The 16,152-nt window shown below is 41.2% G+C and carries 14 protein-coding genes and 1 riboswitch; of the genes, 6 read left to right on the forward strand and 8 right to left on the reverse strand.

What is annotated here, in order from left to right; translation table 11 throughout:
- Window positions 1–25: 25 nt before the first annotated feature.
- Complete coding sequence (locus tag RCH61_RS03890) at window positions 26–763, reverse strand: helix-turn-helix domain-containing protein (protein WP_178006637.1); 738 nt, start codon at window positions 761–763, stop codon at window positions 26–28.
- A 206-nt stretch (window positions 764–969) separates the two neighbouring features.
- Here RCH61_RS03890 and RCH61_RS03895 point away from each other — a divergent pair, with 206 nt between their 5' ends.
- The 3 genes from RCH61_RS03895 to RCH61_RS03905 all read left to right on the forward strand — a co-directional run bounded on the left by RCH61_RS03895 (window position 970) and on the right by RCH61_RS03905 (window position 4,448).
- A complete protein-coding gene (locus RCH61_RS03895; protein ID WP_306479927.1) occupies window positions 970–1,518 on the forward strand; it encodes a sporulation initiation factor Spo0A C-terminal domain-containing protein in 549 nt (182 codons plus the stop codon).
- Between the two features lie 135 nt (window positions 1,519–1,653).
- Complete coding sequence (locus tag RCH61_RS03900) at window positions 1,654–3,042, forward strand: MATE family efflux transporter (RefSeq protein WP_306479928.1); 1,389 nt, start codon at window positions 1,654–1,656, stop codon at window positions 3,040–3,042.
- A 59-nt stretch (window positions 3,043–3,101) separates the two neighbouring features.
- Window positions 3,102–4,448, forward strand: coding sequence for an MATE family efflux transporter (locus RCH61_RS03905; RefSeq protein WP_306479929.1), 1,347 nt, complete (start codon window positions 3,102–3,104; stop codon window positions 4,446–4,448).
- 76 nt (window positions 4,449–4,524) lie between these two features.
- Here RCH61_RS03905 and RCH61_RS03910 read toward each other — a convergent pair whose 3' ends face one another.
- The 4 genes from RCH61_RS03910 to RCH61_RS03925 all read right to left on the reverse strand — a co-directional run bounded on the left by RCH61_RS03910 (window position 4,525) and on the right by RCH61_RS03925 (window position 8,337).
- Window positions 4,525–5,823: a sensor histidine kinase gene (locus tag RCH61_RS03910; RefSeq protein ID WP_306479930.1), complete on the reverse strand. Its 1,299-nt coding sequence runs from the start codon at window positions 5,821–5,823 to the stop codon at window positions 4,525–4,527.
- The gene (locus tag RCH61_RS03915) at window positions 5,798–6,517 is read right to left on the reverse strand and encodes a response regulator transcription factor (protein WP_178006565.1); all 720 of its coding nucleotides are present in this window, start codon (window positions 6,515–6,517) and stop codon (window positions 5,798–5,800) included. The genes RCH61_RS03910 and RCH61_RS03915 overlap by 26 nt, the downstream gene beginning before the upstream one ends.
- A 257-nt stretch (window positions 6,518–6,774) precedes the next feature.
- The gene (locus RCH61_RS03920; RefSeq protein WP_178006566.1) at window positions 6,775–7,440 is read right to left on the reverse strand and encodes an energy-coupled thiamine transporter ThiT; all 666 of its coding nucleotides are present in this window, start codon (window positions 7,438–7,440) and stop codon (window positions 6,775–6,777) included.
- Window positions 7,441–7,479: 39 nt separating this feature from the next.
- A riboswitch (TPP riboswitch) is annotated at window positions 7,480–7,584 on the reverse strand.
- 111 nt (window positions 7,585–7,695) lie between these two features.
- Window positions 7,696–8,337, reverse strand: coding sequence for a Maf family protein (locus RCH61_RS03925; RefSeq protein ID WP_178006567.1), 642 nt, complete (start codon window positions 8,335–8,337; stop codon window positions 7,696–7,698).
- Window positions 8,338–8,838: 501 nt separating this feature from the next.
- Between RCH61_RS03925 and uraA the strand changes: the two genes are divergently transcribed.
- On the forward strand, window positions 8,839–10,101 hold the full coding sequence (gene uraA / locus RCH61_RS03930) for a uracil permease (RefSeq protein ID WP_178006568.1): 1,263 nt from the start codon (window positions 8,839–8,841) through the stop codon (window positions 10,099–10,101).
- A gap of 79 nt (window positions 10,102–10,180) precedes the next feature.
- Window positions 10,181–10,921, forward strand: a complete 741-nt coding sequence (yaaA, locus tag RCH61_RS03935) for a peroxide stress protein YaaA (RefSeq protein ID WP_178006569.1) — start codon at window positions 10,181–10,183, stop codon at window positions 10,919–10,921.
- Between the two features lie 89 nt (window positions 10,922–11,010).
- On the opposite strand, the gene RCH61_RS03940 is transcribed toward yaaA, so the two are convergent.
- From RCH61_RS03940 to RCH61_RS03950, 3 genes are all read right to left on the reverse strand, one after another.
- Window positions 11,011–11,364, reverse strand: coding sequence for a hypothetical protein (locus tag RCH61_RS03940; protein WP_306479931.1), 354 nt, complete (start codon window positions 11,362–11,364; stop codon window positions 11,011–11,013).
- Window positions 11,303–11,869 (reverse strand): hypothetical protein, encoded by a 567-nt coding sequence (locus tag RCH61_RS03945; protein WP_306479932.1) that lies wholly within the window; start codon window positions 11,867–11,869, stop codon window positions 11,303–11,305. The genes RCH61_RS03940 and RCH61_RS03945 overlap by 62 nt, the downstream gene beginning before the upstream one ends.
- Before the next feature lie 160 nt (window positions 11,870–12,029).
- Entirely contained in the window at window positions 12,030–13,250 is a 1,221-nt protein-coding gene (locus RCH61_RS03950) for a DUF3825 domain-containing protein (protein ID WP_306479933.1), read from the reverse strand.
- A gap of 217 nt (window positions 13,251–13,467) precedes the next feature.
- On the opposite strand from RCH61_RS03950, the gene RCH61_RS03955 reads away from it, so the two are divergent.
- On the forward strand, window positions 13,468–16,065 hold the full coding sequence (locus tag RCH61_RS03955; RefSeq protein ID WP_306479934.1) for a tetratricopeptide repeat protein: 2,598 nt from the start codon (window positions 13,468–13,470) through the stop codon (window positions 16,063–16,065).
- The last annotated feature ends 87 nt before the right edge of the window (window positions 16,066–16,152 follow it).

Consider the following 16,152-nt stretch of genomic DNA (forward strand, 5'->3'; position numbering starts at 1 on the left):
GCATCTTCACTGTATGGGAACAGCGTTACACATCAGACATCCCCTGTACTTTGCCAAGAACTGTTCCCATGCAGATAAACTGATCTTTCGCTTTTACTTCTATATCCTGCTCCAGCACATTCAGCGCTTTCAGCTTTCTCACGCCTTGTTCCTGATATAACAATCTCAAATAGTAGACTCCATTTACAGAAAAAATTCCTATTTCATTCTGCCCTGCTTTCTTCTCTGTCAGAGCGATAACGTCTCCTTTTCGAAATATCGGCTCATATTTATCTGTCTGAATCTGCAGACAGAACTCCATGCCGTCAATTATATTTTCTTTTCTCACATAAAACTCAAAATACTCCGCATTCTTTTTACACAGTGTATTCAGCCCTTTTCCTTCATCTTTCACACACGGAAAAGAGATCCAGGCTTCCCGCTGCATCCTCGTATACTCTTCTTCTATTACCATACGAACCAGTTTTTTCCCGCTGCTTGTTAATTTTCTGTATTTTTCAAGCGCGTCAATCTCGTCCTGTGAGATCGGTCTTTTACATGCACGGGCAATCTCCCTGTTTCTCACATGTTCTTCATAAAAATAATTCGCATCTACTTCAAGCACCACCATTAATGAAACAAAAATATCCGGTTTTGGATAGCTGATCCCATTCTCATAATTTGCAATCGCCGACGGCGTAACCTGTACCTCTTCGGCAAGCTGTGCTCTTGACATGTTCAATTCCTGTCTTCGTTTCCGAATCTTATTTCCGATCATCGTCATTATGATAACCCTCTCTTCACCACATATTATCCAAAGTATATTACAAGTTTCATGTAAAATCAACATTTTTTCAAGATTTATGTAAAATTGCATTGACTTTTTATTCAAACTGTCGTAAACTAATCTAGAAATAGCCATAAAATTGGTATATTTTCTTAATATCAATCAATTTTGTCAGGCAATATTAACAACTAGAATCGAGGGGCATGATGAAAGATTATGTAATAGATGCGCTGATAAGCATCGGAATTCCGGCAGGGATCAAGGGATTTTCTTATATTTGTGACGCAATGGAATTATTTAGTACCGATCCATACTATCCAGACGGAAAGATATCAGTGCTTTACATTGACATCGCCAAAAAATATCATACAACGCCGTCACGGGTAGAACGTTCTATACGCCACGCTTTCGATATTGCATTAACGAAAGGAGATCCCGATATGGTAGCACACTATCTGGATCTGACGAATCGGCAAAACTCTACACAACTTCGAACACTCTATCTCCGAATCGGGCAGGAACGACGGAGACATCAGGCAGAACGCCGCCATCAGCAATGCAACCCACAGACTTGTACTTCACAGACTTGTGAATTTAAAGCACAGATCTATATGGAAGCAATGAAAACCTTATCTGAGGAGATCGAATCTTTATTAAATCGCACTCTTGCTTCTGTAACGAACAATGTTTCTCTGGCTGACAGGGAACACAACGGACAAGTCCGTCTTGAATTTCCAAACTCTTTTAAATAAATTTCAAAAGTTCTGTTCTGCTTTTACTGCATTTACAGCAAACAGTGCCAAACGTAAATACCGATTGTTTTCTGCTTGGTTTTCCTTCATTCTTCATGTATAATATTTATTAGTAAAGCAGAAAGAGGTGTTTTTTTGAATCAGCAGAAAATTGAAAATCCATTAGGTTATAAAAGCATCCCTTCCTTGTTGAAGGGATTTGCTATTCCAAGCATTATCGCCATGCTTGTCAGTTCACTGTATAATATCGTTGATCAGATCTTCATTGGACAAGGAGTCGGTTATCGGGGCAATGCAGCTACAAATGTTTCTTATCCCCTCACGACAATCTGTCTTGCGATCGCTTTGCTCATCGGTATCGGAAGCGCTTCAAGATTTTCACTTTATTTAGGCGCCGGAGAAAAAGAGAAGGCGAAAAAAGTAATCGGCAACGGCATCTGCATGATGATCGTGTTCGGCATTATTTACATGATACTGGCAGAAATCTTCATGGTTCCGCTCCTGACAGCTTTCGGAGCAACTCCTGACATCATGCCTTATGCAAAGACCTATTCCTATATTGTAGCTGCCGGCATGCCCTTCCTTATTATTACAAACGGTATGAGCAATCTCGCAAGAGCAGACGGAAGCCCCAAATATTCTATGACATGTATGCTGATCGGCGCAGTGATCAACACGATCCTTGATCCGATCTTTATCTTTGTCTTCAACCTCGGCGTAGCAGGCGCTGCATGGGCAACGATCATAGGACAATTTTTTTCCTTTCTTTTTGCGATCCTCTATATACGGAAATTTAAAAATATTTCATTATCATTAAAAGATATCCGCCTTTCTCCGGGGGAATGTCTTCAGACTGCATCACTTGGAATGAGTAATAGTCTGAACCAGATTGCCATCACTTTTGTCCAGATCGTCCTGAACAACTCGCTGACCTACTACGGAGCTTTATCTGTTTACGGAAAGGAAATTCCCCTTGCGGCATGCGGTATTGTCATGAAGACAAATGCAATCCTGCTTGCCGTCATTATCGGAATTTCTCAAGGATCACAGCCGATCATCGGATTCAACTACGGCGCCGGACAATATAACCGTGTGCGGGAAACATATAAACTTGCCATTACGGCAAATCTTGTTGTCTCTGCCATCGGATTTATTTTGTTTCAATTCTTCCCATATCAGATCATTTCATTATTCGGAACAGGCGAACCGGCGTATTTTGAATTTTCCGTACGCTTCATGCGGATCTTCCTGTTTATGGTCATTATCAACGGAGTTCAGCTTCTGTCCTCCAACTTTTTTGCTGCAATCGGAAAACCTGTAAAAGGATTGGTGCTTTCTATGACAAGGCAAGTGCTGTTTCTTATTCCTTTTGTCCTCATTCTTCCGATTTTTTTCGGACTTGACGGGATTTTGTTTGCAGGACCTGCTGCAGACAGTCTTGCATTTATCATCACCGTAATATTGATTGCAGTTGAGATGAAAAAAATGAAACAGGCAGAAACTCTTAAAACTGAAACAGATTAAAACGAAAAATAATTGCAACGAAATTGATCAAAACAAAATCGATTGAAAGGAGATGTTCTATGCCTACCAACATTGAGAAAAACCAGATTACAGAAGGCATTATTTGGCGGCAGCTTCTGCTTTTCTTCTTTCCTATTTTACTCGGAACTTTTTTTCAGCAGCTATATAACACGATCGACAGCGTTATCGTCGGTCAGTTCGTCGGAAAGGAGGCGCTTGCGGCAGTAGGCGGTTCTTCTGCACAGATTGTCGCTTTTGTCGTTGGATTTTTCACCGGACTTTCTTCCGGAGCGTCTGTAACGATTGCACAGTTTTTTGGAGCAAAAGATGCCCGTTCTGCAAATAAAGGACTCCACACAGCATACGCGGTCGCCGCTTCAGGCGGTCTTATCCTTACAGTATCAGGAATTATTCTGACGCCTTTTCTTTTGAAAATGATGAACACGCCTGCCGATATTATCGAAGATTCTGCCATTTACTTAAAGATCTATTTTGCCGGAATCATTTTCGTTCTCATCTATAATATGGGATCGGCAATTCTTCGCGCCACAGGAGATTCCAGGCGTCCGCTCTATTACCTGATTATCTGCTGTATCATCAATATTGTGCTGGACGTTTTATTTGTCATCGTTTTCCATATGGGAGTTATGGGCGTCGCTGTTGCCACGCTCATTGCGCAGGCTGTAAGCGCTGTGCTTGTCACGTTAAAACTAATGCATTCTGAAGAAATATTAAAACTTTCTATTAAACAGATCCGCTTCCACGGCTCTATTTTAAAAATGCAGTTAAAACTCGGACTTCCGACCGGATTTGAAGCTGTACTTTTTTCTATTACTAATATCGCCATCCAATCCGCGGTCAACACATTCGGCACAGACACAACCGCCGCATGGTCTGCCTATGGAAAACTTGACGCTATTTTCTGGATGGTCAGCACCGCATTCGGAATTGCGATCACGACCTTCGTCGGACAGAACTACGGAGCAGGCAAGATGGATCGTGTACGAAGAAGCACCCGTGTATGTCTTCTCATGGATTTTGTAGTTTCTTCCATACTCGTTGTCTTTCTGATTGCAGCACGTTTCCTTTTATTCCGGTTATTTACAAGTGACAGTCATGTTATCCAGATCGGATGCGATATGCTCGTTCTTATCACCCCGTGGTACATTGTGTATGTATTTATTGAAATTCTTGCCGGGTCACTACGCGGAGTCGGCAATGTCGTTGTCCCTGTGATCATTACACTTTTGGGCGTCTGCGTACTTCGTATTATATGGCTGACCGCCGTATTAAAGATCTCACCGACGATACCTTCCATCATCTTAAGCTATCCCGTCACATGGGTTGTGACTGCGCTTGCATTTATTATCTACTATATATACACAACTCATAAAACAAAAAGATAAAATTAAAAAATTACCCGATTCCTATGATGATTCGGGTAATTTTTATTTACTGCACATTTCTGCCTGTCAGTCAATATTATGATATCGTTTTCGGGAATTTCAAACAGGCTTTAAACTGATCGCAATCGATCAATATATCAAATTCTCCTCCGAGCGCCTTTGCGTAAGTACTTACGATCGCCAATCCCAGTCCGTTTCCGTCTCCTGAACGAGCCTTATCTCCACGTGCAAATCTTTCAATAATATCTTCTTTTGTAAAATCCATCGGATATCCTGACGTATTTGTTACCTCCAAACAAACTTCCTCTTTTCCATCCAACTGCAAAAGCTTCGTCTTTACAAAAACACGCGTCCCATTCGCCGAATATTTCAGCGCATTTTCAATCAGATTCTGACAGATCCTGTAAAAATAGGAATTATCTGATATAAGACTCGTATCTTCTTTTGTCAGATCGGTGACAAATTCTAAATGACTTTCCCTGATCCTGTCATCCATATCTGCAAAGATCTGTTCGATCATCCGATTCACTTCAAAAGGCTCCAAATGCAGTTCTACATTGCCGCTGCTCGCCTTTGCCAGATTAAACAAACTGTTGATCATTTCTTTTAACTTCTCTGCACGTTCTGAAATCACATCTACATAATCACGGACAACATCACTTAATTCTTCTCTCTTGATCAGTTCAATATAACCAACCATCGAAGTCAGCGGAGTTTTCAGATCATGGGAAACATTTGTAATAAGATCTACTCTGAGCTGATCGCTCCGCGATACTTTCTCCAGACTTTTTCTCTCAATCTCCAGCGCTTCTTTGATTCTGTTTTGATTTATTTCATCAAGATTACACATGATCATATCCAACTGTTTCTTCTTAAAATGATTCATCACTGTTTCGCTGATCATAAACTGAACGATCACGGATAAGATCATGACATACCCTGACGCATAATTGTACGACCATCCGCCGCCCATATACATTCCGCCGTTCATCAAATATGACATATACCAAAGCGCAACAATAAGCGCAGTCCCGCCAATCCACTGTAATTTACGCAACCGGCTTTTCCACCTGTTTTGCCATTTCACATAGGCATCCTTCTCACCCGGATTCCATTCACGAAATTTTCTTGTAATAAGAAACGCAGTCAGGAGCATCTGTCCTGCGCCGAACAACACATTTCCCAAGATTCCGAAAAACAGTGATTCTCCGGTAGGATGATATGTGCGATACGCTACAATGCTGTACCAAAATGCCACTCCGAATCCCGCCAGTACAAGGCAGAACAGTTTCACTGCAATTCCGGTACTGCTCATCCAGCATTTGTCTAAAAATCCTTTCGCTTTTAACTTAATATTTTTCCATTTTGTATCCAATACCCCACACCACCTTTACATATCTTGGTTTCTTTGCATCAATTTCAATTTTCTCCCGTATATGTCTGATATGAACCATTACTGTATTTTCCACTGTATAATTTGCCGATTCCTGCCAGACATTTTCATAGATCTGTTCCGAAGAAAACACCTGTCCCGGATGTTCCATTAAAAGTTCTAATATTTTGTACTCTGTAGCAGTCAGCCTCACTTCCTCCCCTTCCACAAGGACAATTCTCTGCTTCTTGTCAAGTACAAGTCCCCCGTTTACAATCTGATCTTCGTTCTCCTTCGGAAGTTCTCCTCCCCACGCGCGGTATCTCCTCAGATGCGCTTTCACACGCGCCATTAATTCCGCCGGATTATACGGTTTTTCCACATAATCATCTGCGCCAAGAACAAGTCCTGATACTTTATCACTTTCCTCCGTCTTCGCCGAAAGGATGATAACCGGGATTCTGTATTTCTCACGAAGCTTCATAAGAGCCGACAGTCCATTCAACCGCGGCATCATCACATCAAGCAAAATCAGATCTACGGGATTTTTCTCAAGCATGTTCAGCGCTTCCATTCCGTCATACGCCTGAAGCACACGGTATCCCTCATATTTCAAAAGTTCACTGATTGAATATACAATTTCCTTGTTATCGTCCACAACCATAACAACCTCTCCGGTATTCATGTCTTCTCCCATTTTTCTCACCTCTGCATTTTCCTTTATCTGATATAAACAATACACTTTCCCTGTTAAAAAAACCTCGATATAATTCTTAAATTTTTCTTATAAGATTCTGTGATATAATCCATCGCTTCTTGTGACGGTCAGCCGATTTAGCGGCTTGGACTTCACTGCGTGCAATCATTAGTCATTATACCACAAACGATAACAGGCGATTCGGAAATTTAACTGTTTCCGAACCGCCTGTTATCGTTACTCATGTGGATTTTATTCTATTCTGCCGCGATCTGTTTCACCTTGCCAAGCCCTTTCGCCACAGCAGGGATACAGATAATCACGAGCGTGATGATTGCTTCTGCCAAAAGAAAACTGTAGTTATATGCTATCGGATAGATCGCCGTCAATGATTTCGGGAAATTATCCGGCATATAGTCCATCCAGTACAAATATCCGCCCAATGCATGAAATGCTCCTCTAGCCAAAACTGCCACAATATACCCTTTGATCAGACCATGCTTCTTCTTTGCAAAAAATCCTGCCACGCCAAGCGCTGCAAAAGCAAGAATATAATCACAGCATACCTGAAAGAAGGAAAGGACATATGGCTCCTGAATAAACTGAAGAATTCCATAAGCAAGTCCTACTAAAACTCCCGTTCCGACACCGTACCAGTTTGCCACAAGTACAATAAAGAGCATGCTGCACAAGGTCACACTTCCACCCCACGGCATCTGGAAAATCTTCACATAAGATGTAACAAAAGCCAGCGCCATTGCAACCGCACAGAACACAAGCTGCTTCGTTGTCATTTTCTTACGCTCAGATCTCTTTCCTGCGAAAAATACTGCCGCCAAAAAAAGTACGACCCCTACAGATACCGTGACAACATATCCCGCAGTTGTCAGTCCGCCTTCTGCATTTACAAGTAAATCAAACATAAAAAAACCTCCTGTTCTCAGATTGAAAACAAAAGGTATAAACACTCATAACATAATCCCTACGTTGGCATTATCCAAATCAGGTTATGGGTCGAAGTTTCCAACTTCCTCTCAGCCTGTACACAAGCTCCCCTTGTCATCAATCCATATGTAATTTTTTGACCGACTCTATGATAACCTCTTTGACAAAAAATGTCAAGAAATTTGAAGAAACAGGCTGCATTCGCATTTCTGTAAAACTCATCTCATAACGCCTTAATTTTCACGCTCTATTTGCTTAAGCTGCTGATGCACATATGATACCGGAAGTCCGACTACGTTATAATAATCTCCGTCGATCCGTTCGATATAAGCCGCAAATCTCCCCTGTATGCCGTACCCTCCGGCTTTGTCAAGAGGTTCCCCGGTTGCCGCATATTCGCGGATCTCTTCTTCACTCATTTTACAGACGAAAACTTCCGTTTCAACCGCATGAACAACCGATGCTCTCTTCCCCTCTTTGTCAAAATCCAAAATTGCTACACCTGTATATACTTTATGACTTCTTCCCTGCAGGTTTTGAATCATACGGACGGCATCCGCTTCATCTTTCGGCTTCCCTAAAATACTTCCGTCCGATACAACGATCGTATCTGCACCGATCACGATCGTATTCCTCAATTCATTCTTTCCTTCTCGTCCTGTTTCCTGCGGCAAATCTTTCTTTTCCTGTAAATCTTCCGCAACATTTTCCGCCTTTGCAAGCGCAAGCTCTTTCACGATTGCTTCCGGTTCCCGACTATGATAAACTTCCTCCCTGTCACTGACTCTCACTTCAAATGAAATTCCGATTTGCTCAAGTAATTCCCGCCTTCTCGGAGATGCCGATCCAAGGATAATTCTTTTCTTTATCTGCATTTCGCCTCTCTGCTTTCTTCTCTTATTGATTTTCAAGTTATATGTTTTTCGTTATCTCGGTCCCATAAATTTATCACCATTCAGATTATTCCACCTACCTACAAGCCTTTTATTTCTTGCTATTATACTATAACTCAGTCCTGTTTTCAACGCTCTTTTGCAAACATATGTTCTTTTTGTTTTATTATTTTTTTGTGTATTTTCACCCATTATTTTCTTTTGTTTTGTACGAATTGTACTGTAGAACAACCCTTTTTCGTATACTGATTCTACACAAAATGATTCCGAACAAAAGAAAAAATCCCGCACTTTTCAGATGCGTATATTGAAAAAGCCCATACACCAGACTGTGAAGTGAACCGATTCATGTCACAGTCCTTTTTATACCCAAACAGCGATCTGGCACTAAATTTATAATGACAGCATTCCCTTTACTATGATAAAATGTAAAAGATTATTAAAAAAATATATGAGAAAGATGAAAATGAGGAGGATCTAACTTTGGAAAACAAAAGAATCATCCAAGTAGAAGAAAAAGTACCTTTTAAACTGCTCGTGCCGTTAAGCATCCAGCACATGTTTGCCATGTTCGGCGCATCCGTACTCGTTCCGTTCGTATTCGGACTGAATCCTGCCGTTGTTTTATTTATGAACGGAATCGGAACATTATTGTTCATTCTTATCACAAAGGGGAAAGCGCCGGCTTACCTCGGTTCCAGCTTCGCATTTCTGGCGCCTGCAGGAATTGTAATTGAAAAATGGGGTTACAGTTATGCTCTCGGCGGATTTGTTGCTGTCGGATTTTTAGGATGTATCCTTGCCTTGATCATCCGCAAATTCGGTTCCAAATGGATCGATGTCGTACTCCCGCCCGCTGCAATGGGACCGGTTGTCGCGCTGATCGGTCTTGAACTTGCCGGAACTGCCGCTTCTAATGCAGGTCTTACAGAGGCGTCCATCGACCCTAAAAATGTGATTGTATTCCTTGTCACTCTTTTAACAGCAGTCCTCGGCTCTGTATTATTCCGCAAATTTTTTGCCGTGATTCCGATCTTAATCGCGATCATTGCCGGATATATCGCAGCCCTTTTATGCGGAATCGTCGATTTCAGTGAAGTTGCTTCGGCGTCATTTTTTGCACTCCCGAACTTCTCTACACCGAAATTTAAATGGGAAGCGATTGTGATCATTCTTCCGGTCATCCTTGTCATTGCCTCCGAACATATCGGACATCAGATTGTGACAAGTAAAATTGTCGGCCGCGATCTTCTGAAAGATCCCGGGCTGCATCGCTCCTTGTTTGCCGATAATTTTTCCACGATGATCTCCGGATTTATCGGTTCTGTACCGACAACAACATACGGAGAAAACATCGGCGTTATGGCTATGACAAAGGTTTACAGCGTATACGTCATTGCAGGCGCCGCTGTACTGTCGATCATCTGCTCCTTTATTGGAAAAATGACAACACTGATCAGCACGATCCCGGGACCGGTTATCGGCGGAATTTCATTTCTTCTATACGGAATGATCGGTACGTCAGGTATCCGTATTCTTGTTGATTCTCAAGTTGACTACTCAAGATCAAGAAATATGGCGATGACTTCGATTATCTTCGTAACCGGATTATCCGGCATCAAAGTACAGTTCGGAAGCATCCAGCTTACAGGTATGGTACTTGCATGTGTTGTCGGAATGATTATGGGATTGATGTTCTTCGTCTTTGATAAACTCAAACTTACAAACGACAGAGAGAACAACTAAGCAGATTCATTCAGAAAATACACGAAAATGCACTGACAAAAAGAAAATTTAAAAAGAAAGAAACAGAGGAATCATTACCATGCTGAAAATCATCATTTCACCAGCGAAAAAGATGAATGTCACAGATGAATTTCCCTGTAACGCCACTGTCCCGGTCTTTTCTGACCGGGCAGATGTGCTTCATGGGATTTTAAAAAGCAAGACTATACAGGAACTGAAAACTCTTTGGAAATGCAGTGATAAACTTGCAGAACAAAATCATCAAAGACTTCTTTCTTTTTCCCCGTCTCAGGCATCAACACCGGCGCTTCTTGCCTATGAAGGTATCCAATACCAACATATTGCACCGTCCGTTTTTACAGATGCCCAATGGGATTATGTAACGTCCCATCTCCGTATTTTATCCGGTTTTTATGGAGTCTTAAAACCGACCGATAAAGTCATTCCGTACCGCCTGGAAATGCAGGCAAAACTGAGCACTCCCGAAGGGAAAGATCTTTATGAATACTGGGGAGGTGCATTATACCGAACGCTTCTCTTAGAAGGCATGACTGCATGCGTCAATCTTGCCTCTGCAGAATACAGTAAAGCGATCCTCCCCTACAAAAATATCCCCTGTGTCACCTGTGTTTTCGGCGAAGAAACAGACGGCAAAATAAAAGTGAAAGGAACACAGGCAAAAATTGCCCGCGGTGAAATGGTTCGCTGGATGGCACAGGAGAAAATCGAAAACATTTCAGATATCCGCGAATTTAAAGAACTGGGATATCAGTTTTCTCCCGCTCACTCCACTGAAGACACTTACACCTTCTGCCTTTGACTGCTCAAGCTGTTCACAGGGTAATACGCTGTGATTCCTAAATTACATCCTTTCGGATATTCAGCCTGTGCTTTCCCGGCACTATTTCCCTATAAGAAGAGACTTCCGAAAAAATCTCCGATGCCGTCTACAATACCGGAAACAATACCGCCGACTCCATCGCACACATCGCTGACAACGTCAGAGGCTACGCTGCCCGCAAACATTCCCGCTCCGATCCCGATAACAACTTTTGCGGCTAACGGAATAGGTGCGGCTGCCAGAACCGCCATCGTCGCCTCTGACGCGGCTGTTCCGGCAGCTCCGGAAACGGAACCTTTTAATGCTCCTGAGGCGACGTTTCCCGTTGTTGTTGACAAATCGTCTCCGTTCACGATCGATTCAACGGCAGCGATCCCACCGCCGAAAGCGCCCCCCAAGTTTTGCAGACGATTTTGCCGCATTGGCAATTCCGGTGGATGACTGCACCCCGTTAAATTTATTACTTACACGGGTTGTATCTTTTGTTGAGATTCCACTGTCTTTCATCACTTTTGTCACCCCCTGCGAAGGTGCTTTTGCATTAAATGCCGCAGCGCTTTCCGTCGTTCCGACCAGCTGCGTCGTCCGATATTGACCATTTTGCACCCGCTTGATCGTATCCATCGTTCCCTTCGCACTCGGAGTATCTTTGCACTGAATCCGCTCAATGATCCGATTGCCCCGCTTCGTAACCAAATCTACCTGACGGGCGGTTGAAGAATTTGTCAATTTTGTTGTTGTGTCCGGTTTCAGCAAATTCGAGAGATTCTTCTTATCAGAATACATCACCTCAAAAGCATTTCCCTTACCGCCGATCGGCGAATTTGCACCTGCTCTTCCTGACATTCTTACTGCTACAGAATAGTCATACCCTTCCACCGCGCTGTTTGCCAGATTCCCTGCTGTTTTTTCTTTCTTTTCACTCATTTTTATCTTCCTCCTTTATTGTACTTCTCCACATTTTTCATCCGATTCTTTTTTAATTCTTTTTCTCTACTAAAGCACCTCCTTCCTCGGCATCTCCTTTCGTACTGATCCGAAGTCATCCGCATACATACAATCCCTTCCCCTAAAGCATCCCTCCTTTTCACCAGATTTTGCTGTATAAAGATAGGGCAGTAATGCGGTCTTTTAATTCATCATCATAAGGTAAAATTGTTTTTATCTCATAGAAGTCTCCTGCCTTCCTTACTACCATGACCAGCTCCGGTTCTTCCTTTAACGGCGCGTCTATATGCAGAGGCATAAACCATGAAATCGTCCCGCTTTTTCCTGAATAAGAAGCTTTGGCAAATGACCTGTCGCGGCGCTGCATTTTAATTCCCCGCTCAAGCGCATTCATGATCTGACCTGCGATCTTATTATCGCTCTGACTTCTGATACTCTCCGGAAAACGATCCCGCCGTTCCTGTATAATATGAATAAGGCAATTTTGATTAATATCAAAATCTTCCTTGTTCGGGTTGAATACTTCTTCTTTCTCCTCAAAAAAACTGACAGGCTCAATCTGTATCATCGATTGTTCTCTTGTAAATCCATAGCTTAAATAATCCTGTTTGCTCTCAATCACACACTCCGCAATATACGTTTTATACTTTTCAAAATAACGGTACAGCACTAAAAAATCATTTCCAAATAAATCCATCATCCCGGTATTCACGATTACCGATTTCGTTTTATTCGCTACAAAATATTCCGTCCTTTCAGCGCTGACAAGCTGCATTATCCTTGTGCCTATAATTTTTATATATCTGTCCAGTCCTTTCATCGACTTCCAGTTCGGAAACAGTAATCTGTCATATATCGCTTCTGTAACATTAGAAAGCGCTTCTTCATTTTTTATAAAAATCGGTTTTTCGTCACATATCTCACATCTGTCTTTTACTTCAGGTTCGATCTTACAAATACGATCCGCATGATCTTTCCTGTATCGGTTACAGAATTTCAATAAATTTGATCGAAGTTTTCGTTCAGAATGCGGAGTTCGCCTGCACATTCCATTTACTAAATAAGACGGAGTTCCGACATAATACCCTGAGAAATAATCAGACCATTTTAATAATGAAATCATCATCGGCTCATTTCTATTCGTCTTAATTCCTGTATCCAGCCATGCCAGACTGACGTCTTTCTCATTTTCAGATCTCCCTGACAAATCCTTATCGAAAAAATATATATTTGACTCTTCCGATGAAATATTTTTTATGACCTGATCCATTTCAACATCCAGTCCCGTCACCCTGTATATTTCGTCTGTCACTATTTTTCCGTCTGTTACAATAAACTTTTCTTTAATCATGTGATCCATAGTTATCCTCCTTACTTTGTGATATAATCATTACATAATAACTGCTGCCTGAACCTTTTTTGTATCAACTGCTTTCTTGTTTGTAAACTTATCGTAGCACCCTTTTCCGTCATCATGAATAACTGCAATTTGACATCTTTTTGACAAGATCGTCCTTTGTCAAATGACAAAAAATTGACACCAAAATGACAACTTTCATTATTGATCGGAGGTAAATATGTTAAATTACGCTGTCATCATTCAATATCTGACTGAAGAACTGAATATTCCAAACATAAGGATCGCCGAGTGGCTTAACCTCGATCCGTCAATTATCAGCAACATCAAAAATAATAAACGCGGAATGCAAAAAGACATTTCCTGTGATGTTTTTTACAAAGATGTCTTTCGCCAGTCCGATATCGGAACTGATTTTCAAAGTGTTCACAACCTTTACACATACGTTCTAAACACCGAAAACTCAAATGAAGTAATAGACACGGCATATTCTGACTATAAAGAACACAGATCACATGAAGCCGCAGAAACCTTTCTGCTCACTTTATTAAAAGAAGTCCGATATGAAAAAAATGCGGTTTCACCAAAATCCGCGTCAAAATCCGCTCGCCAGTCTTCTTCCAACGCCATTGCTTTTGAACCGTTTCATAACCCGATACAAAACAATGCTTTCTTCGGACGGCAGGAGTTGTTTGAAAAAATACGTTCTGTTTTATGCCGTTTGGGAACTTGTATCATCTACGGAATCGGCGGTTTAGGGAAGTCCTACTGTTCTCTTAAATATGCCGCTGAATATGAAGATTCCTATACGCAAATCCAGCAGATCATTTTCACAGGCGACATAAAAAACACGATTTTAAAAATAAAATTTACAGGATTGGACGAATCTCATTTTTCTGAAGATGAAAAATTTGAAAAACGTCTTTCTCTTCTCGCTTCTTACGGTGAAGATACTCTGCTCATCATCGACAATATGGATACTCACCCGAAGGATCGGGAAAACTATGAGAGATTAAAAAAATTACCGATACATATTCTCTTCACTTCACGGGAAACTGATCTTGATTCAGAAAAGTTTCTCTTACCGATTTATCCTCTTTCCAAACAAGAACAACTTCAATTATTTATGCACTACGGGCAGTTTACGATCGCCGAAGATGAATACAGCGACTATTTTAAAATATTCGATATGGTAGAAGGGCATACTCTTCTTTTAGAGCTGATCGCAAAAACGATGGCTGTCGAAACATTAACACCCGAAGAAATGACGGATATTTTGTACAGTCCCGAATATGAAGATATAAGCAAAGTGTCGATTGAAAAAGATAATACTTATCAACAGGAAAAAATGAATAACTTTATATCCAAACTTTTCGACACAAGCAATCTTACCGATATCCAAAAGGAAATATTGATGAACCTGTCTCTTACGTCAATAAACGGTATCAGACAGCGTTTATTCAAACAATTTTTAGATTATAATAATTCGGATATCAACACTTTGATCCGACAAAGCTGGATCATACAAAGCAGACCCGGAGGCCCCGCTTCGTCGCAGATTCATCTGCACCCGGTTATTAAAGCCGCTGTAATAAATAATACGGAGCCTTCCATAGAAAAATGTTCTGTTTTTATCAATAAAATAATTGAATTTATGAACACAGCTTCCGCAGATGTGATCGAAGACAGTATAGGAAACGATTTATGTGAAATTCTTGCAAATGCGCGCCTCATGTTCAAATATACTGACGAACATCTCGAATTAATGTACAACATTGCCCTGATCTTATGGCGCAGTCTGATGTATCATGATTCGTATTCGTATTTGCAGAAAGGATTAAAATTATTAAATCAAGACTCCTCAGCCGACATCGAATTGCACATATCTTACTACGAAACTTCCGGAAAACTTGCAGTCAGACTTGCCGATTATAAAGAAGCAATTTCTCACTATCAATCTGCAATTACGATCATAGAAAAGTCAAACAAGGATTTTCCGAAAAAACTTGCCACATTATATGACAAATTAGGAGTCGTGATGCGAAAAGCATCAAAATACGAACAGGCCTTGGATTATTTTACAAAAGCGCAAAATATTATCGATATCAACCATATCGAAGATCCGAAATTGACATCGGATATTTATAATGATATGGGAGTGATCTATATCAACCTTGATATTTTCGATAAAGCTTTAGCAAATTATCAAAAGGCGCGTGAGATCCGAGAATCGGTTGAACAGCCGGACCTTGAACAGATTGCCTATTCTTATCACAATATCGGAACGGTGTATCAACGACAGAAAAAATACGCAGATGCCATCACATGGCACAAAAAGGCATTAGAGATCCGTCAGGAAATATACCCTGATAACGAACCGATCATCGCCGCATCGTTAACGATGATCGGCAATGACTATACCCAGGCAGCAAGAACCGACTCCTCTTATCATTTCAGCGATGCTTTTGAATATTTTTCAAAAGGTTTGGAAATCCGAAAACTCACATTAGGAGAAACCCATCCTGACACAGCATGGTCTTACCAAAGTATTGGATTATGGCATTTTTATCAAGGCGAATATGAAAAGGCGATCGAGAACTACCAAAACTGTCTCAACATCCGAAAAATGATCCTCCAGCCTTCACACGCCTACACTGCCGAAATCTTATACTTATTAGGAGAAGCATATTTAAAGATCCATCAAATCCAATCTGCAAAAGAACATCTTTTACTTGCAGAGAAGATTCAATCGGATCTTCATAAAGTAAAGGCGCTCGAAAAAACACAACAACTGCTAAATGAATGCAGTCTTTCATGAACAATCACCGGAAGTGACAAAAGGCACATTCCGGGATTGTAAGCGGTCGCCAAGGTCTCGGGCAAGCCCGGACTTTGGCTCGCCGCA

Source organism: Mediterraneibacter sp., from assembly GCF_030825015.1.
Lineage (GTDB): Bacteria > Bacillota > Clostridia > Lachnospirales > Lachnospiraceae > Mediterraneibacter.